Origin of the sequence: Pseudomonas sp. N40(2020) (assembly GCF_014472415.1) — a bacterium.
In the GTDB taxonomy this organism is placed as follows: Bacteria; Pseudomonadota; Gammaproteobacteria; order Pseudomonadales; family Pseudomonadaceae; genus Aquipseudomonas.
Genome location: NZ_JACSZV010000069.1, coordinates 1 through 18,191, shown reverse-complemented (window position 1 = coordinate 18,191; position 18,191 = coordinate 1). Strand labels below are relative to the sequence as shown.

The window sequence follows — 18,191 nt, the reverse complement described above, 5'->3', positions numbered from 1 at the left end:
TAGTCCATTACTGTGTCCCATGACTAACTCGTCGTATCGTTTTGTCAGTCGGGCATCTAGCCCGGTCATTTGATATCCATGCCGTCCTTTTATAGACCAGGATCGGGAGATGTGTAGATACCAATGCAGCGATGGGGCCAGTTCAGACACCACAAAATCATGGGCTGCCACCATGCACTTCGACCTCATCGACCTGCGCCTCTACCTGCACATCCTCGACACCGGCAATATCACCGCCGGCGCCGCCCGCAGCCATCTGTCCCTCGCCGCCGCCAGCGCACGCATTCGCGCCATGGAAGCCTCATTGGGCACCGATTTCCTGGAGCGCGGCCGTCGCGGCGTTACCCCGACAGCGGCCGGCAAAGCGCTGGCACAGCACGCCCGCATCCTCCTGCAACAGGCCGAACGCATGCAGCAGGATTTGGCCGAATACGCCCAAGGCGTCAAAGGTCAGGTGCGTTTGTTGTGCAACACCACCGCGATCACCGAATACCTGCCGGAAGTGCTGGCGGACTTCTTGTGCGGTCATCCCAACCTCGACATTGATCTGCAAGAGTTGCCGAGCGCGCGCATTACTCACGCCTTGCGCCAGGGCGCGGCGGATCTCGGGATTGTTTCCGACGCGGTCGACACCAGCGACTTACAGACCCAGCCGTTTCGCGACGATCCATTGGTGCTGATTCTGCCCCTCGACCACCCCTTGTCCGACGCCGCCGAGGTCAGTTTCAGCGACACCCTGCACCATGACTTCGTAGGACTGAGCGCCGACAGCGCACTCGCGATCTACCTCGAAGAACAGGCCCTGCACAGCGGCACTCGCATGCAGATCCGCATCCGCGCCGATGGTTTCGATGGCGTGATCCGCATGGTCGCCCGTGGCGCCGGGTTGGCCATCGTGCCGCTGGCCGCCGTTGAGCGCGCAAAGCCGCAGTCATTCAAAAGCATCGCCCTCGATGAGCTGTGGGCGCGTCGTAGGTTGATGTTGTGCGCCAGGGATTTCAGCGCCCTGCCCAATTACGCCAAAGCCCTGCTGCACGCCTTGACTCTCCCCTAAGGGGCAGACTTCATCCTTGGCTTTTTCATCAGCAAGGACAGTGACCATGGGCAAACGCATTCTGCTGATTCTCGGCCATCCTTCGACGTCAAGCTTGTGCGCCGCACTCGCCGATGGGTACGTACAATCGGCACTCGATGCCGGACATGAAGTGCGCCAGTTGCGGCTGGGGGAACTGAACTTCGACCCGGTGTTGCGCGAGGGTTATCAACAGATTCAGGCGCTGGAAGATGACTTGCGCGCAGCACAGTCCGACATCCTCTGGGCCGAACATCTGACCCTGGTTTACCCGATTTGGTGGGGCGGCATACCGGCACTGCTCAAAGGCTTTTTTGATCGGGTGTTGCTGCCGGGTTTCGCCTTCAAATACCGCAAAGGCAAAGCCTTCCCCGACAAATTGCTGAAGGGGCGCACTGCGGATTTGCTGGTGACCATGGACACGCCGCCCTGGTATTACCGCTGGTTTTATCGCATGCCCGGGCTGCATCAGGTACGCAAAACCACCCTTGATTTCTGCGGCATCAAACCACTGCGCACGCTCACGTTCGGCCCGGTGCTGGGCTCAAGCGATCAGCAGCGACACGCCTGGTTGCGACAGGTGCAGGCTATCGCGAGTCGCTGAGTGTGCTGATAATGCGCCACACAGTTACACACTGAAAAAGGACTTTTATGTAAATCGGCCAAGCCGCGCAACGCTCCGGCACTACCATCAAAAGCATCCGTCACTATGAGTCGATTGGTCTGTTGCCCACGCCCCGGCGACAGGGCAACTACCGCCTCTACGATCAACAGAGTGTCGAGCTGCTGATCTTCATCAAATGCGCCAAAGACATGGGTTTCCGGCTCAAGGAGTTGCAGGTGATTTTCGCCGAGCATCACGGTGAGGCGATGCCGTGGGAGCGAGCCCGACAAGCTATCGAAATGAAGAAACGCGAAATCAGCGCGGCCCTGAGCGAACTCACCCGGCAATACGCGCAACTTGAAGTGTTCGAATCCAGCCTCGAACAGGCCAGGGTCAGTTGCCCGTTGGAAAAGCTATAACAGTCAGCGCGTTTCTGAGCAGCTCGATGTCGAGCACAGACAACTGACCCGCGACCGGGCGCTATAGGGTGCGACTTCAGTTCACAGCCAACCGCCCGGAGTTCTCATGACCGCGACCGCCCCTATCACCGTTCTGCGCGACACCCACCCACTGCCGGTACTCGACGCCTGCAAATGGGAAAAACTCGAAGGCGACCCGCACACCGTCAACCTCAACGCCTACACCAGCGAAGACGGCAGCAAGATCATGGGCACGTGGATTTGCACCCCGGGCAAGTGGCGCGTGGATTACGTGAAATGGGAGTACTGCCATTTCCAGGAAGGTTACTGCGTGATCACGCCGGATGGCATGGCACCGATTCATCTGCGCGCCGGCGATATCTTTGTGGTCGAGCCGGGCATGAAAGGCACGTGGGAAGTGGTCGAGACCGTGCGCAAATATTTCGTGTTCGCCTGATGCAAAAAAGCCGGGAGATCACCCGACGTGATTTCCCGGCAACACCTACTGCATCTGAAGGTTGGACACGGTGGCAAGACGCCTCGCCACCGTTCTACAAATGATTACTGCGGCTTGCGATAGCTGTTGATGATCGCCGAGAAGTCTTTCCCGCCGTCCCCACGCTGGCTCATCGCTTGATACAACTGCTGCGCCACCGCGCCAAGCACCACCGGTTGATGCGCCTGACGTGCCGCTTCCGTGGCCAGGCCCAGATCCTTAAGCATCAACTCCGCACCAAACCCGCCGGTATATCCGCGCGAGGCCGGCGCCGTTTCGACGATGCCCGGCCATGGGTTGTACATTTCCGAACTCCAGCAGCGACCGGTGGAGCTGTTGATGATCCCGGCCAGCACCGAGGTGTCGATCCCCAGTGCATCGCCCAACGCCATGGCTTCACTGACGCCGACCATCGAAATCGCCAGCAGCAGGTTGTTGCAGATCTTGGCGATCTGCCCGGTGCCGACTTCGCCACAATGGACAATGTTGCGGCCCATCTGCGCCAGCACCGGTTGCAGGGTAGCGAACAGCTCCGGGGTGGCGCCGACCATGAAGGTCAGTGTCCCGGCGGTCGCGCCACCCGTGCCGCCGGAGACCGGTGCATCGGCCATGGCCACGCCTTGTTTCGCAGCGGCCGCCGCCACATCGCGAGCGGTCTGCGGATCGATGGTGCTGCAATCGACTGCCGGCACGCCTTTGCCGATACCGGCCAAGACACCCTCCTCACCGAGCCAGACGCTGCGCACATGCACAGCGGCAGGGAGCATGGTGATCACCAGTTCGGCGTCCTCGGCAGCCTCGCGGGCCGAAGCGCGGATGGTACCGCCCAGTTGCTCCAGTTCCGCCAGCACGGTTTTGTTCAGGTCGACCAGATTCAGCGAATGGCCGGCCTTGATCAGGTTGCGTGCCATCGGCGCGCCCATGTTGCCCAGACCGATAAATGCGATTTTCATGGCTCGTTCCTCAGCGCAGGTTGATGGTGGTGTTCACGCCGTCGTTGACGCTGTCGTCATCGAACCAGCGCGCCGTGACCGTTTTGGTCTGCGTGTAGAACTGCACCACTTGCTTGCCGTACGGGCCGAGGTCGCCGAGTTTCGAACCACGGGAACCGGTGAAGCTGAAGAACGGCACGGGTACTGGAATCGGGATGTTGATGCCGACCTGACCGACGTCGATTTCAGTCTGGAATTTGCGCGCCGCCGCACCGCTTTGGGTGAACAGGCCAGTGCCGTTGCCGAACGGGTTGGCGTTGACCAGCGCAATGGCCTGATCGAGGGTGTCGACTTCCAGCACCACCAGCACCGGGCCGAAAATTTCCTGGGTGTAGATCTGCATGTCGGTCGTCACCCCGGAGAATAGGGTCGGGCCGACGAAGTTGCCTTGCTCGTAACCCGGCACGCTGATCTCGCGACCGTCCAGTTCAAGCTTGGCGCCTTCTTTGATGCCGCTTTCGATCAGGTCGAGAATCCGCGCCTTGGCCTTTTTCGAAATCACCGGGCCAACATCAGTGCCCGGCTCGCTGCCGGCGTTGACCTTGAGTTTCTGCGCCAGCGCTTTCAGATCCGGCAGCCATTGTTTCGCCGCACCGACCAGCACCACCACCGAAGTCGCCATGCAGCGTTGCCCGGCAGCACCGAAACCGGCACCGACCAGGGCGTTCAGTGCTTGCTCGCGATTGGCATCCGGCAGCACCACGGCGTGGTTCTTCGCGCCCATCATCGATTGCACGCGTTTGCCGTGCTTGCCGGCCAGGTCGTAGACATGAGTGCCGACAGCGGTCGAACCGACGAACGAAATAGCCTTGATGTCCTTGTGCGTGCACAGGCCATCCACCACATCTTTACCGCCATGCACCACGTTGAGTACACCGGCCGGAACACCAGCCTCGATGGCCAGTTCCACCAGCAGCATGGTCGACAACGGATCCTGCTCCGAAGGCTTCAATACGAAGGTGTTGCCGCAGGCGATGGCCATCGGGAACATCCACAGCGGAATCATCGCCGGGAAGTTGAACGGTGTGATGCCGGCGCAGACACCGATTGGCTGACGCAGGGTGTAGGTATCAACGCCGCCCGCCACGTTCTCGGCGAACTCGCCCATCTGCAGGCTGCCGATGGAGCAAGCGTGCTCGACCACTTCCAGACCTCGGAAAATATCGCCCTCGGCGTCGGCAATGGTTTTGCCCTGCTCGGCGCTCAACACCACGGCGATGCGCTTGGAATGCTCGCGGATCAGCGCTTGCAGCTTGAGCATGATGCGCATGCGTGCGCCGATCGGGGTCAGTTTCCAGGTCTGGAAGGCGCGCTGCGCGGCGCTTACGGCGGCATCGACTTCAGCGGCAGTGGCGAACGGGACTTTGGCCAGCACTTGTTGGGTCGCCGGGTTGACGATGTCGTGCCACTCGGTGGTCTGCGACTCGACCCATTCGCCGTTGATCAGCAGCTTGACCTTCTGGACCGTGGTTTCGTTGGGCGTAAGCGATGCGTTCATGCTGGTCTCCGAAATTTGTTTTTATCGTAGGAGCCAAGGCGAAAGGTTCGCCTTGAGATGAGGCGTGTGTCACGAATTGGTTGTCGGACTGTTTTTGGAGTATAGATGTGCAAACTTCTAATAAGAACGCACATATAAGCCCGTCCATCATGCAAAAAAACATCACCTCTCTAGGTTCGCTGAACTGGGACGACCTCAAGTTTTTCCTCGAAGTCGCCCGCACCCGCAAGGCCAGCACCGCCGCCAAACGGCTGGCCGTCGACTACACCACGGTGTCGCGACGGATCAGTTCGCTGGAAGCGGCGCTGGGTACATTGCTGTTCGAAAAGTCGCGCACCAGCGGCTTCGTCTTGACCACCGAAGGCCAGCGCTTGCTGGGTTATGCCGAGTCGATCGAAAGCACGCTGCATATGGCCTGCGAGCAGGTGTCAGGCTCCGGCGTGGCGCTGTCCGGGCATGTGCGCATGGGCTGCACCGAAGGGTTCGGCAGTTTTTTCATCACCCCGCAGTTAAGCCATTTCGTCGACGCTTACCCGGCGATCTCAGTGGACATCCTGCCGCTGCCGCACTTCATCAGCCTGTCCAAGCGCGAGGCCGATATCGTCATTGCCCTGGAGCGCCCGGAGCACGGGCCATACGTGTGCTGCAAACTCTGCGACTACCGTTTGCAGCTGTACGCGACCCAGGACTACCTCGACAAACACCCACCGATCCGCCGCCCGGCGGATTTGAGCAAGCATCAATTCATCAGTTACGTGGATGACCTGGCGTTCAGCTCGGAGCTGCTCTACCTGGCAAACGTGCTGCCCGGCGCCAACGCACATTTGCGCAGCACCAGCGTGATCGCGCAATTCGTCGCGGCGCAGCAAGGGCGCTCACTGGCGATTCTGCCGTGCTTCCTCGCCGCGCAGGATCCGCGCCTGCTGCCAGTGCTGCCAGATGAAATCGACATCACCCGGCAGTTCTGGATGTACTGCCGGGAGGACCTGCGCAAGCTCAAGCGGATCACCCTGTTGTGGGATTACATCCGTGAGGTGACCGAGCGAAATCAGGGTCTGTTGATGGGGCAGACCCGCGAGATGCAGTTCGCCGATTAATCGGCGCTGACCACAATCGACACTCGGCGGTTTTCCGTGCGGCCCTCCGGGGTGTCGTTGGAGGCCACCGGTTCGCTGCTGCCCAGACCTTGCAGTTGAATGTTCTCTTGCTTCATGCCGACCGTGCCCAGCACTTTGGCGACGCTTTTGGCTCGGCGCAGCGACAGTTGCTGATTGTAGGTTTCCTTGCCCGAGGCATCGGTGTGGCCATCGACCCGCACGCGCTCGATGCCGACGCCCAACAACGCCTTGCCGATACGTTCGACGATCTCGGTGCTCTGGTTGTTCAGGCTTTCGACATCGCTGCCAAACAGCACTTTGCCGGACAGGCCAAACTCCCAGCCCTCGTCGGTCAGCTCAAAGCCTTGTTGTTTGAGCACGGTGACTTGCGCCGGGGTCAGGCCTTTTTGCGGTGCGGTCTGGCAACCGGTCAGGGCCAGTGCGGCCATCAACAGCAAAGCGGAAAAAAATCGAGTTGGAAGTGTGAACACGGGCATCAGCTCCTGGATTGCACGGGATCGACCGGGTGCTCCGACCCGGCCGTGAATTGGGCGCCGCGCGACAAGCGTTTGGCTTGATACATCGCCGCATCGGCAGCATTGAGCAAGCCACCCGGCGTAGCGCCATGATCGGGGTAAACCGCAATGCCGATACTGAGCGACGTCATGACACTAGACTCATCCGGTAGCACGATGGGCATGTCCATGCTGGCCAGAATCTTGTCGGCGATGCGTTCGGCGTCTTCGACCTTGTGCAGCGGTGTGAGCAAGACGGCGAACTCGTCACCACCCAATCGCGCCACCAGATCTTCCTCGCGCAGTTGCGCGCGCACCCGACTGGCGATCGCCACCAACACCGCATCACCGGCGGCATGACCGAAATTATCATTGATGCCTTTGAACCGATCACTGTCGAGAAACAGCACCGCCACCCGCTCGTTGAGTTTGCTGGCATTACGCAGCGCGCGAATCAATCGGCCCTCGAAAAAGGCGCGGTTCGGCAGGCCGGTCAGGCTGTCGTGACTGGCTTGGTGGGCGAGTGTTTCATTTTCATTTTGCAGATGGGTTTGCCAGGATTCCAGTTCGTCGAGCAAGGCGTTGAAGTCGTTGCCAAGGTTGTCGAGTTCGGCGATCTTCGCGGGCGGCACGCGACGGTCCAGCGCTCGGTCGCTGCGAGCAGCGTGAGCCACAGCAGCCAGGCTGCGCAGCGGGCCAGTAATGCCGCGCAGTTGCCGACGCGCCAGATAGAGCGCGACCCAGGCACTGATCGCAGTACAGAGGATGATTCCCGCCAGACCGCTGAGCAGAAAGCGCATCAGACTGCCGCCGTGACCGGTGAGCAGGACGCGCCCGATTTCGCGATCCTGGTGCACGATCGGCAGGCTGACCGGTTTCTCCAGAAGGGTGCGGGTGACCTGCATTTCCAGCTCGGAGAACAGACCGTTTTCCGGTCGCTGCCAACGTGCGAGCAACTGGCCCTTAGCATCGAGCACTTGGGCATCGGCCACCTCCTCGGTGGAGGCGATCAGCGCCAGTGCTTCAGTTGCAGCAGACTTGTCGTTGAACACTACTGCCGCTTCGACGGTGTAACTGATCGAGCGGGCGATCAGGTGCAAGTTGTGATCGGCGTAAACCCGTAGCGCCAGAACCCCCAGCAGGGTCAACGAGACACTGGCCATAGCCACGGCCACCAGCGCAACAATCAAATGCCCGCGACCGATGACCGAGCCCAGCGTGGGGCGGATTTTGGAACTGAACAGTTTCATGGCGCCGCCGGTTTGCGGCGCGACAACTGCAGCACGCTTGGGTGAATGCGCACACCGCTGCGGGCAACGGAGTCGAGATTGACTTCGAAAGACACCTGATCGTCGCCAACCCGCAGGCAGAACAGACTGCCAACCGTGCACTGATCGTCACTTTCACTGATGCTCAGCACCGGATGGCCAATCAATGAGGTAAACAGGCGACTGCGTTCATCCGCCGTGAGTTTGCCGATGTACACCGCATCGCATTCGCTGATGATGGCCGGGTTATCCGCCAACAGTCGTCGCACGATGACCGCCCGGCCAGTGGCTTGTGTAGTGCCTTTGACCAAGTCGTCGGTGTATTCGGTAGGGCCGACGATGCACAGGCGCAACTGCGCAGGCTCCACCGGCCAACGCGCGTAGCTGAGAATACCAAGCACGACTTTGGTGACAGACTGGGCACGTTGCTCGGCCATGCCCGTCGGCGTTGGCGATTGTGCGACGGCTGCCCCCGTCAACAACCAGAGCAGACCGACAAGCACAGCGTGCTTGCAGCCAACCACGCGATCTGTCGCCCAGACAGCCACCTTCATGCAGGGATTCTCTTGGATCGTAACGAAATGATGCCGCAACGATAGCACAGCGCTGAATCACCAGCGAGACAGCGACTCCTGACTGGCTGGTCAGTAATCGCCCCAGATCGCAGCGTTCATCCTCACCGAACCTCAGCGCCCTCTTCCAGTTCCAGCATAAGCCCGCTAAGACGCTTTACCTTGCGCTGCACCGCCTCTTCAAAGACCCCGGCGCGCGGCTCGATCAAGGTGAACCAGTGCTTGGCCCGGGTGATACCGGTGTAGATCAACTCCTTGGTCAGCACGGGATTCAGCGCGTCCGGCAGGATCAACGCGGTATGGGCGAACTCCGAGCCCTGGGATTTGTGCACGGTCATGGCGTACACGGTTTCGACGTCGTTGAGCCGACTCGGCAACACGAAGCGCACGCCGCCCTGACCATCGTTACGCGGGAAGGCCACGCGCAACACCGGTTTGCCAGCGTCAGGCCCTTCGCGCTCGGGGAGTTTCAAGGCAATACCAATATCGCCGTTCATCAAACCCAGACCGTAGTCGTTGCGGGTCATCAACACCGGGCGGCCCTCGTACCATTGCTGGTCGCTTTCGATCAGGCGAGCCTTGAGCAGTGCGGCCGTGATGCGCTGGTTCAAACCTTCAACACCCCACGGGCCCTTGCGCACGGCGCACAGCAACTGGAAGGTGTCGAACGCTTGCAATACTTCACGGGCCCAATCGACCCAGTCCGGATGCTCGAGCGGCCTGCCGAGCGGTGGGCGCTGATTGCGCAAAACACTCAGATAATGCCGATAACCTTGCGGGCCATCGTCATGGCCCTCAAGCAGAAGGCGTTCGAGTTTGTGATCTTCCTCGCCCTTAAGCGGCAACGAATACACATCGTCATAGTGCCCTGCCGCCAGCAACTGACGCGCCTCATCCGGCAACTGTTGATTGACCCGCCGCGCGAGTTGGCCGATACCACTTCCTTCGCCGAATCGCCGGGAGTGGCGCAACATCACCACTTGTTGCGCAAGCGGATGGGTGCCGTCGACGTCTTCATGCAAACCACTGCCCTGCAAGGTTTCACCGCTTACCGACTCAAGCCACTGCCGCGTCTGAGGGCTATACCAACCGCTTTCGGCGTCGCGGCACAGATCTCCCAGCACCGCTCCGGCCTCTACGGAAGCCAGTTGATCCTTGTCACCCAGCAACACCAATCGCGCATGGGCCGGCAAGGCATCAAGCAGATTGGCCATCATTTCCAGGTCAATCATCGAGGCCTCATCGACCACCAGCACATCCAGTGGCAAGCGATTGCCGGCATGGTGGCGGAAGTGTCGGGTGCCGGGACGGCTACCGAGCAAGCGGTGCACCGTGGTCACGTCGCAGGGGATTTTGGCCCGCACGTCTTCAGCGACTTTCAGCGATTGCACTTGCTGACTGATGGACTCGGTCAACCGTGCCGCCGCTTTGCCAGTCGGCGCCGCCAGACGAATTCGCAACGGATGCCCCGCCTCCACCGCTGGCGCCTGAAGCAATGCCAGCAAACGCACCACCGTGGTGGTTTTGCCGGTGCCCGGGCCGCCAGTGACAATGCTGAAGGCTCCGCATGTCGCGATGGCGCAGGCGAGTTTCTGCCAGTCGATCACATCGTCGGTTTTGGCCACTCCGAACAATCCGTTCAGCCGTTGTGGTAGATCGATTGGCGTGGCTTCGCCTTGAGAAAGGCGTTGGCGCAACGCCGTATCGATGCGGCGCTCATAGGTCCAATAGCGTCTCAGGTAAAGCCGTTTGCCGGACAACACCAGTGGACGTTGCTGTGCGGAATCACTGCTATCAGCCGACAATGCAACCAACGGGCTGCCTGCCAGCGCTTTGCACCAATGCGCACCGTCGAGCGCCTCCAGCAATTGCGAAGGCAGCAACAGCACCCCGCCTTGTACATCGCCTTCGGGCGGTAGCGACAGGGCGAAATCCGGCGCTTTGAGGGTTTCGAACAGATCCAGGCATACATGGCCATGACCGAGTTGATGGCTGGTCAGTGCGGCGGCGAGCAACACCAATGGATCAGTATCGGGGTCTAGCTCGTGAAGAAACGCGACGAATGCTTTGTCCAGCGCACGCAGCCAGCCTCGCTCGACCCACCGGGTGAGCAGCAACAGCAGATCATCGGAGCGCGTCAGTGGCGAGAGTGAAGACAGGCTGTCCGCAGTCAGCGGCGTCGGTAAGAGATCGTCGAAGGTGCGGCTCATAGCAAGACTCCCTGTTCCCATGCGGGTTCGGCTTTGGGTTCGGGTTTGCCTTGAAACATCCGGTCAAGACGCTCGATCAGCTCACGCGGCGGACGGGCAAAGTAAACACCGCGACTGTCCGCGCGAGTACCGCGCAGGAACAGGTACAGCGCGCCACCGACATGCCGGTCGTAATCGTAGTCGGGCAGTCGTGCCTTGAGCTGGCGATGCAACGCCAACAGGTACAACACGTATTGCAGGTCGTAGCGGTTTTCGAGGATCGACTGCTCCATGGCCTGTTCGGTGTAGGCCAGGTCATCGGCACCCAGCCAGTTGGATTTGTAGTCGGCCACGTAATAGCGGCCGTCGTGCTCGAAGGTCAGGTCGATGAAGCCTTTGAACATGCCATTGAGCTGCACCGGTTCGGCCGCCACCCGCGCCACGCCATTGTGGGTGTACTGGCGCACCAGCTCGTCGAGTTTGAGTACGTCGACTTTATGGCTGGCGAACCAGAATTCCATTTCGACCCGGTACTGTTTCAGTTGCTCAAGAATGACCGGTGCTTGCCCGCCACCAACCAGTAGCGGGGATTTGAGCAAGTGTTGCAGCCAGTCAGTCAGGGTAATTATCCAGCCCTCCCAGCCGCGCAAATTACAACGCCGGGCAATCGCGTCCTCCAATGCCTCACGGGTAACGGCGAAACCATCGTCACCCGCCCACTCCAGCAAACCATGGAGAAACGTTCCCGGATTTGGGCCACGAGGGAAGCGATGGATATCGGCACCACCGGCAATGATTTCTCGCGGAGCATCGGGGTCGAGACGTTCGTCATCGAACAGCTTCTGGGCCTGAGGACTGTCCGGCGCTTCATCACTGCCGACACTCAATACGTCGCTGATGCGCAATGCGCTGTATGACGCGATCCACCAGTTTTCGCTGGCCTTGCGCTTGGGTAACAGAGTGGCACTGAGGACCGAGTCATTGCGCGGTGGCTGGTAATGCTCGTCGGTGGGTTGCGGCATTTCACCCATGCTGATGGCCGTGCAGTCTTGTTGCAGATCTTGCAGCCAACGACTCAGTCCGATGGACTCCTTCAAGGAGTCGCCACCACCCAGCAAGTAACCCAGCGCAGAAAGATTCAGAACGGAGCTATTGTTGTTGCCCCGTTTGAGATCCGTCACCCCGAGCCAGCAAGCATGTTGCGCCCGGGTCAGGGCGACGTAGAGCAAGCGTAAATCCTCGGCCAGACGCTCATCGTCCGCTTGCGCAATCAGCTCGGGGGTTGGCTTCAAGCTCACTTGAGCCTTGCCCGAAGCGTCGTGGTAATGCAGCGGCAATCGGCTACCGTCCACTGGTTTTGCCGAGCAGATGAAGGGCAAAAACACCAACGGATATTCGAGGCCTTTCGACTTGTGGATGGTCACGACTTTGACCAGTTGTTCGTCGCTTTCCAGGCGCAGAATCTGCTCTTCGCCGGCCTGACCGGACAACGCCAGAAGCTCGGCCAGATGACGGATCAACGCTTGCTCACCATCCAGTTCGGCGGCGGCTTGCTGCATCAGTTCCGACAGATGCAAAAGGTTGGTCAGCACACGCTCACCATCGCTACGTGCAATCAAGTTCTGCGGCAAGTGGAAGTCATGCAGCAGGCGCCGCAACATCGGCAGTACGCCTTGCTTGCGCCAAAGCTCGCGATAGCCCCGGAACTGCATGACGCGAGTTTCCCAGACCAGCTCATCCTGGTTCAGGCGTTCGAGCTCTGCCAACGGCAGGTTCAAGGTGATACAGGCCAGCGCCGCTTTCAGGGAACGTTCGACATCAGGCTCGGCGCAGGCCTTGAGCCAGGACAATAAGTCGTGAGCTTCTTGAGCCGCGAAAACCGAATCCTTGTCGGACAGATAAACGCTGCGCACACCGCGGTTGGCGAGTTCCCCGCGAACAGCCTGGGCCTCTTTTCCGTCACGTACGAGGATCGCGATGTCGGACGGTCGCAGGCCTCTGAAGGCTTTGCCATCCTGAATGAACCCGGCGCTACCGGTTTGCCCGCCATTGAGCAGAGCGGTGATTTCGCTCGCGCAGGAAGCTGCCAACTGTTGACGGTAGACCGCGCCTGACAGGGGTTGATCGGTGGACAAGTGCCAGACATTCAGCGCCGCGACGTCCTGTCCGGCGATCTGCAGTTTTTCTTTACGACCCTGAGATTCCACCGGTTGAAACGGTACAGGGTTTTCACCACTTTTTTCCCGGAACAAAAACGCACCGCGTCCCTGCTCTCGGGACTCAGCGCGCTCGAATAAATGGTTGACCGCTGTCACCATGCCATGGCTGGAACGGAAGTTGGTGCCCAGCGTATGCAGCCGACCGGTAGTGGCTTGGCGAGCGCGTAAATAGGTGTAGATGTCTGCGCCACGAAAAGCGTAAATCGCCTGCTTGGGATCGCCGATCAGAAACAGACCAGTATCGGGATTGTTTTCTTCGATGCGGTAGATGCTTTCGAAGATGCGGTATTGCACCGGGTCGGTGTCCTGAAACTCGTCGATCAGCGCGACCGGGAATTGCTCGCGGATCAGCGTTGCGAGACGTTCGCCGCCCTCCGATTGCAGCGCCGCATCCAGGCGCAGCAGCATGTCGTCGAAGCCCATCTCGGCGCGGCGACGTTTCTCTTCTTCGAAGCGCGCCCCTACCCATTTGGCGGCGTGCTGCAACACCGCCGCATCGGGAGTTGGCAAAGAATCGAGGCTCGACTTTAGCCCCGGCATCGCGTCGAGTCCCGGATGGCTCGGGACTTGGCCTTTCCAGGCTTCGGCCATCCCGTCGGGCGTCAGTCGCGTGAATCCGGTGCCAATGTCCAGTTGTTCCAGGGACTCGTCTTCGGCCCAGGTCCTGAGCTTTTCGAACCACGGTTCAAAGTACCGTGCTTGCATCTTGCGACCGTCGACGGTTTTACTGGTAACGCCCTGATGACAGATCGCGAGCAACTCATCGGCCCATTGCCGCCATGGCATTTTCAGTTCGATCAAAGCTGCGCGGCGCTCTTGCAAGCACTCTTCGATCAGCTCTGCCGGAGCTTTGCCTTCATCGCTGTCGCGCTCACTGGCGAACAAACCGCGCACCCGAGGTAACAAAGCCGCAGGCCCCCCCCAATTGCTGCGAACCCAATTCAAGGCGTCACCTTGCATCGGGTAACAGAACAGGCGCCAGTAGTCGCGCAGCACTTCGCCGAGCAAATCGCTGTGGTCGGTTTCCAGGGATTGGGTGAACAAGCTGCCGCTATCGAAAGCATGCTCGCGCAGCATGCGCTGACACCAACTGTGAATGGTGGAGACGGCTGCTTCGTCCATCCATTGCGCAGCGATATCCAGACGATTGGCGCAACCGGGCCATTGCTGAGGGTCGAATTGATCGCGTAGTTCAGCGATCAGTGCATCAGGGGCTGGCGTTTCGTCACGGAAGAATCGCGCGGCCTCGGCAAGGCGTGTGCGAATCCGCTCACGCAATTCTTTGGTCGCTGCATCGGTGAACGTCACCACTAGAATCTGAGGCGGCAACAGTTCGCGGGCGAAGCCGTTTGACTCGCCACCATGGCCAAGGATCAGCCGCAGGTAGAGCGCAGAAATAGTGAAGGTTTTGCCAGTGCCGGCACTTGCTTCGATCAACTGGCTGCCCCGCAGAGGGAATGCCAGCGCAAGTGGTGTCTTCGTGCTCATGAGCGCGCCCCTTCACTGGACAATGACTGCCAGGGCGCTTCAAACAGAGGACGATACAAGGCGTCGCACCAACCTGAAAAGGTCTCGTCCGAGAGTAATGCAACGAAGTCGGTGAATTGTCGGGACAGTGCAGGACTTTCGCGGCGCTCGCCTTCACTGGTCTGTCCATCGCCTTCGTAGGTTTTACGGGCAGCGGCCTCGGCCTTGACTGGGTCGGTTTGGGACAGCCAGGCAAAAGCGGTCTTCACTGCGATCGGCAGAGGCTGGCGCATGCCCGCTTGCCAGGCGAGTAGAAGATCCCCGAGGAAACGAATGGCTCTCCCCTGCTCCATGGGTTCAAGCAGCAACGTGTCGTCACTGGCCACCAACGCCGTGGTCAGCGAGAGACCGCTGGCGCAGGCCGCAAGGTGATTGACCCAGGGCTTTGTGAGTCGATGCCATTTGCGGCTTTTGATCGAGCCGATGCTGTTGGGAATGGTCGTGACCGACAACAGACCTCCGTCAGCGCGCTGATGCAAAGCCGAAAGCCAGCCTTCAAGACGCAAGCCCTGCAACTCGAGGCTGATCGGGGTCGCACTGGTCAACGGCGTCGGCCACAAGGTCAGGAGTTGCTGATAGCGTTGCAGAAGGTCGGGTAACGGTTCGATCAGTTCCCGTTGAAGGCACTCGCCAAACCCTGCCATTGGCAATAACCCACTGTTCTGCAGACGTCGGGCCTGGGCTTCCAGTGCCTGATCGACATTGTCCGGTTGCCTGAGCGCCGCTTCGAGCAAGCTGTCGCTGAGCGTATATCGTTGCAGAGCATCCAGTACAAAAGGCTCTTCATCGGCCTGCGGCGCTTGCGCGGCTTCAAAGTACACTTTGAGTCTCTGAGTGAAAAAGTGCCGAACCGGGTTACGCAAGAAGTCCTGCAACAGGGTGAGACTCAATGGCTCCTCCTGGACGTGGGGCGCAAGCAATTCCGCCTCGTTTTGTTTCTCGTGGCTTTGATGCAAAACCTGCCATTCGCTGGCATAGCTGAACAACTGATCGCCTTCGTGGAAATAGCGCGCACTGAAGGGCTGCAGCGGGTGTTCTTCCGTCATGGCGCTTAACAGATCCTGGCTTTCGTCGATTGATCGCCAGCCGCTGGCGAGATGATCGCGTAACTGGCCGATCAGCACCGAAGCAGGTCGCTCGCTATTGTCACGAATGCTGCGGCCAACCCAACTGATGTAGAGCTGGTTGCGTGCAGACAGGAGCGCTTCGAGCAAAAGATAGCGATCATCCTCGCGCCGTGAACGATCCCCCGGCCGGTAGTCGCTGCCCATCAGATCGAAGTCGAGTGGTGGTTGCGCGCGGGGATAATCGCCATCATTCATCCCCAGCAAACAGACAAGCTTGAATGGAATGGCACGCATGGGCATCAGCGTACAAAAGTTCACCGCGCCGGCAAGAAAGCGCTGAGACAAACGGCCCTGATCCAGTCCGGCGAGCCAGGCTTCACGAACGACGGTAAGCGGAAGATCATCTTCAAGCCCTACAGCCTCACAGGTCTCCAGCCAGGTTTCGCGAAGCTCTTCAAGCTGAGTGAGCAAGTAATCGTCGTGCTCGTTGCTGGCTTTGAAGAACAGCTGCATCAACGCCTGCAAGCGATGCCCCCACTCTTTTGGTTGAGCCGGTTGTGTGAGTTCCTGATGGGCGAGTTCCAGCGCATCGAGCAAAGCTACCAAGGGCCCAATCAACGCGGCATCCAGCCCCCCGATTTCATCGTAGGGCTCGATACCCGCGCAGTCTGTTGAGCTACCGACCGCGTAACCAAGGAGCATTCGACGCAGGCCGAAGTGCCAGCTGTTCTGCTCCAACTCGTCCGGCAAACCTAGCCCGGCACGTTGCTGGGCGTTCATGCCCCAGCGCACACCGGCGCCTTCAATCCAGCGGTGTAGCGTCGGCAAGTCGCGCTCTTCCACTCCAAAACGGGCGCGCAATGCGGGAACGTCAAGCAGGTCGAGGATTTCACTGACGGGGAAACGACTGTCCGGCAGTTTGAGCAGGTGCTCGACCGCAATCAGTAGTGGATCACGTCCGCGCTGCCCCTGATCCGCCAAGGTGAATGGGATGAAGCGTGGGTCATAGCGATCAAGCTGACCAAAAACCGCACGGATATGAGGTGCATAGCTGTCGATGTCCGGCACCATCACAATCACGTCGCGAGGGCGTAGATCCGGATTGGCACTGAACCGCGCCAGTAGTTGGTCGTGAAGGATTTCCACCTCGCGTTGAGCGCTGTGGGCGATATGAAAACGGATCGACTTGTCGTGTGCCAGATCCACCGCAGACCAATGCTCGCGAGTCTCATCGAGTGGGCGCAGTTCCAGGATGTCGTCCTGAAGTTGATTGAGCAGATTATGTGGCTGGGTTTCGCTGAACAGGTCGATGCGTCCGTCGCGAAAGGCTGCGCGATAGCTGTTGGGGTCGTCATAGCTGTCGAGCAGGTTGATGTAGTCGCGACCTTGTTTGCCCCATGCTGCAAGGAGAGGATGAGCATGTTGATGCAGGGTCTCAGGATCAAGTACTACGGGCATACCGCTCTTGCGCGATTGGCGCTTGTACTGGTGACGCAGCAAATCCTTGTCAGCGACGATGTCGGCCCAGTGATGGCGGCATGGGTTATGGACACACAGCAGAACCTGACTGAAACGCGCGAGTCCGGCCAATGCTTCAAGCACTTGGGCCGGCAATGAAGAAATCCCGAAAACGATCACTCGTGAAGGCAGCCCCGCTGGCGCTTCTGCGAGGTTACCGATGCGCTCGATAAAACGCTGATGAACACCGGCGCGGCTCTGAGCCATACCTTGGGCACCCACATCTTCCAACAACGCACGCCAGAGCTCAGCCTGCCAGCAACTGGTGGGCGATAGTGGCTTTACTTCGCCTCTGACGTTACGCAGTTGATGTCGACCTTCAGCCCAATCTTCAAGCCAGTCAGCTCTATACACCTGGTATTGGTCGAACAGATCCGCCAGGCGCTCGGATAACTGATATCGCTTGCGCAGGTCAGTGTCGTGAGTCAGGAAACGTTGCAAAGGTTCGAAATGCGCGCGGTCGATAACCTGAGGTAGCAGCCTCATGAGGCGCCAGGTCAGCGGGGCTTTATCGAGCAGGGATTTGGCTGGAATTTCATCTCGGCCCAAAACCATGCGGTAGAGCTGCCACATGAAACTACCGGGTAATTGCACATCAATCGCCGCAGCGATACCGCAACCCCCAAGGCCGTCTTCTTCAGGGTCCTCGGCCAAGGCCAATTTAAGCCACTGGGCGATGCCGTTACTCTGTACCAGGGCAATTTCATTTTCCAAGGGAGCCAGTGGATAGCGCCGCATGATGCTGACCACCAGGCTGCGCAGTTCGTCCAGGCTATTGCTCTGAACCACCATGAATGCAGCGTTGAGGGACTGGGCGTCCGGCATAAGACTTCCTTGGAGAAAAGTACAAAAGCTAGGTCAGAACCTTAGCATTGTCGGCAGGTGATGACAGCCGGACGGCGTCTGTGATTGCTGTACGAACTTTCCTGCGGGCAAAACAAAACCCCAACTGCTTTCGCAATTGGGGTTTCGGAATTTAATCTTGACGATGACCTACTCTCACATGGGGAAACCCCACACTACCATCGGCGATGCATCGTTTCACTGCTGAGTTCGGGATGGGATCAGGTGGTTCCAATGCTCTATGGTCGTCAAGAAATTCGGGTACTGAGTCGCGGCCAGCTGGCCTCGCTTCAGC

Annotated in this window: 13 protein-coding genes and 1 rRNA gene; 5 read left to right on the top strand and 9 right to left on the bottom strand. The window is 59.5% G+C overall.

What is annotated here, in order from left to right:
• Positions 1-172 precede the first annotated feature (172 nt).
• The 4 genes from IAI51_RS27135 to IAI51_RS27120 all read left to right on the top strand — a co-directional run bounded on the left by IAI51_RS27135 (position 173) and on the right by IAI51_RS27120 (position 2,552).
• Positions 173-1,054 carry a LysR family transcriptional regulator gene (locus IAI51_RS27135; RefSeq protein WP_187681274.1) on the top strand — a complete coding sequence of 294 codons (882 nt, stop codon included), beginning with the start codon at positions 173-175 and terminating at the stop codon, positions 1,052-1,054.
• Between the two features lie 46 nt (positions 1,055-1,100).
• Positions 1,101-1,676 carry an NAD(P)H-dependent oxidoreductase gene (locus tag IAI51_RS27130; protein ID WP_187681273.1) on the top strand — a complete coding sequence of 192 codons (576 nt, stop codon included), beginning with the start codon at positions 1,101-1,103 and terminating at the stop codon, positions 1,674-1,676.
• A 53-nt stretch (positions 1,677-1,729) separates the two neighbouring features.
• Positions 1,730-2,095, top strand: a complete 366-nt coding sequence (locus IAI51_RS27125) for a MerR family transcriptional regulator (protein ID WP_316249786.1) — start codon at positions 1,730-1,732, stop codon at positions 2,093-2,095.
• A 106-nt stretch (positions 2,096-2,201) separates the two neighbouring features.
• Positions 2,202-2,552 carry a cupin domain-containing protein gene (locus IAI51_RS27120; protein WP_016770579.1) on the top strand — a complete coding sequence of 117 codons (351 nt, stop codon included), beginning with the start codon at positions 2,202-2,204 and terminating at the stop codon, positions 2,550-2,552.
• A gap of 104 nt (positions 2,553-2,656) precedes the next feature.
• Here IAI51_RS27120 and mmsB read toward each other — a convergent pair whose 3' ends face one another.
• Entirely contained in the window at positions 2,657-3,544 is an 888-nt protein-coding gene (gene mmsB, locus IAI51_RS27115) for a 3-hydroxyisobutyrate dehydrogenase (RefSeq protein WP_187681272.1), read from the bottom strand.
• 10 nt (positions 3,545-3,554) lie between these two features.
• Entirely contained in the window at positions 3,555-5,081 is a 1,527-nt protein-coding gene (locus tag IAI51_RS27110) for a CoA-acylating methylmalonate-semialdehyde dehydrogenase (protein ID WP_187681271.1), read from the bottom strand.
• Between the two features lie 149 nt (positions 5,082-5,230).
• Between IAI51_RS27110 and IAI51_RS27105 the strand changes: the two genes are divergently transcribed.
• On the top strand, positions 5,231-6,178 hold the full coding sequence (locus IAI51_RS27105; protein WP_187681270.1) for a LysR family transcriptional regulator: 948 nt from the start codon (positions 5,231-5,233) through the stop codon (positions 6,176-6,178).
• Here the strand turns inward: IAI51_RS27105 and IAI51_RS27100 are convergent.
• The 7 genes from IAI51_RS27100 to rrf all read right to left on the bottom strand — a co-directional run bounded on the left by IAI51_RS27100 (position 6,175) and on the right by rrf (position 18,149).
• A complete protein-coding gene (locus IAI51_RS27100) occupies positions 6,175-6,675 on the bottom strand; it encodes an OmpA family protein (protein WP_187681269.1) in 501 nt (166 codons plus the stop codon). The two genes, IAI51_RS27105 and IAI51_RS27100, sit on opposite strands and share 4 nt — an antisense overlap.
• Positions 6,675-7,943, bottom strand: a complete 1,269-nt coding sequence (locus IAI51_RS27095) for a diguanylate cyclase domain-containing protein (RefSeq protein WP_187681268.1) — start codon at positions 7,941-7,943, stop codon at positions 6,675-6,677. Before IAI51_RS27095 ends, IAI51_RS27100 begins: the two co-directional genes overlap by 1 nt.
• Complete coding sequence (locus IAI51_RS27090) at positions 7,940-8,515, bottom strand: YfiR family protein (protein WP_187681267.1); 576 nt, start codon at positions 8,513-8,515, stop codon at positions 7,940-7,942. Before IAI51_RS27090 ends, IAI51_RS27095 begins: the two co-directional genes overlap by 4 nt.
• A 122-nt stretch (positions 8,516-8,637) precedes the next feature.
• On the bottom strand, positions 8,638-10,743 hold the full coding sequence (recD, locus tag IAI51_RS27085; protein ID WP_187681266.1) for an exodeoxyribonuclease V subunit alpha: 2,106 nt from the start codon (positions 10,741-10,743) through the stop codon (positions 8,638-8,640).
• Entirely contained in the window at positions 10,740-14,429 is a 3,690-nt protein-coding gene (gene recB / locus IAI51_RS27080; protein WP_187681265.1) for an exodeoxyribonuclease V subunit beta, read from the bottom strand. The genes recD and recB overlap by 4 nt, the downstream gene beginning before the upstream one ends.
• On the bottom strand, positions 14,426-17,878 hold the full coding sequence (gene recC / locus IAI51_RS27075) for an exodeoxyribonuclease V subunit gamma (protein ID WP_187681264.1): 3,453 nt from the start codon (positions 17,876-17,878) through the stop codon (positions 14,426-14,428). Before recC ends, recB begins: the two co-directional genes overlap by 4 nt.
• Positions 17,879-18,033: 155 nt before the next feature.
• Positions 18,034-18,149: ribosomal RNA gene (gene rrf, locus IAI51_RS27070) — 5S ribosomal RNA — on the bottom strand.
• Positions 18,150-18,191 lie beyond the last annotated feature (42 nt).

What these genes read in the sequence shown, in the direction of transcription:
- IAI51_RS27135 (WP_187681274.1), top strand. Translation starts at nt 173, where the DNA reads ATGCACTTCGACCTCATCGACCTGCGCCTCTACCTGCACATCCTCGAC.
- IAI51_RS27130 (WP_187681273.1), top strand. Translation starts at nt 1,101, where the DNA reads ATGGGCAAACGCATTCTGCTGATTCTCGGCCATCCTTCGACGTCAAGC.
- IAI51_RS27120 (WP_016770579.1), top strand. Translation starts at nt 2,202, where the DNA reads ATGACCGCGACCGCCCCTATCACCGTTCTGCGCGACACCCACCCACTG.
- mmsB (WP_187681272.1), bottom strand. Translation starts at nt 3,544, where the DNA reads ATGAAAATCGCATTTATCGGTCTGGGCAACATGGGCGCGCCGATGGCA.
- IAI51_RS27110 (WP_187681271.1), bottom strand. Translation starts at nt 5,081, where the DNA reads ATGAACGCATCGCTTACGCCCAACGAAACCACGGTCCAGAAGGTCAAG.
- IAI51_RS27105 (WP_187681270.1), top strand. Translation starts at nt 5,231, where the DNA reads ATGCAAAAAAACATCACCTCTCTAGGTTCGCTGAACTGGGACGACCTC.
- IAI51_RS27100 (WP_187681269.1), bottom strand. Translation starts at nt 6,675, where the DNA reads ATGCCCGTGTTCACACTTCCAACTCGATTTTTTTCCGCTTTGCTGTTG.
- IAI51_RS27095 (WP_187681268.1), bottom strand. Translation starts at nt 7,943, where the DNA reads ATGAAACTGTTCAGTTCCAAAATCCGCCCCACGCTGGGCTCGGTCATC.
- IAI51_RS27090 (WP_187681267.1), bottom strand. Translation starts at nt 8,515, where the DNA reads ATGAAGGTGGCTGTCTGGGCGACAGATCGCGTGGTTGGCTGCAAGCAC.
- recD (WP_187681266.1), bottom strand. Translation starts at nt 10,743, where the DNA reads ATGAGCCGCACCTTCGACGATCTCTTACCGACGCCGCTGACTGCGGAC.
- recB (WP_187681265.1), bottom strand. Translation starts at nt 14,429, where the DNA reads ATGAGCACGAAGACACCACTTGCGCTGGCATTCCCTCTGCGGGGCAGC.
- recC (WP_187681264.1), bottom strand. Translation starts at nt 17,878, where the DNA reads ATGCCGGACGCCCAGTCCCTCAACGCTGCATTCATGGTGGTTCAGAGC.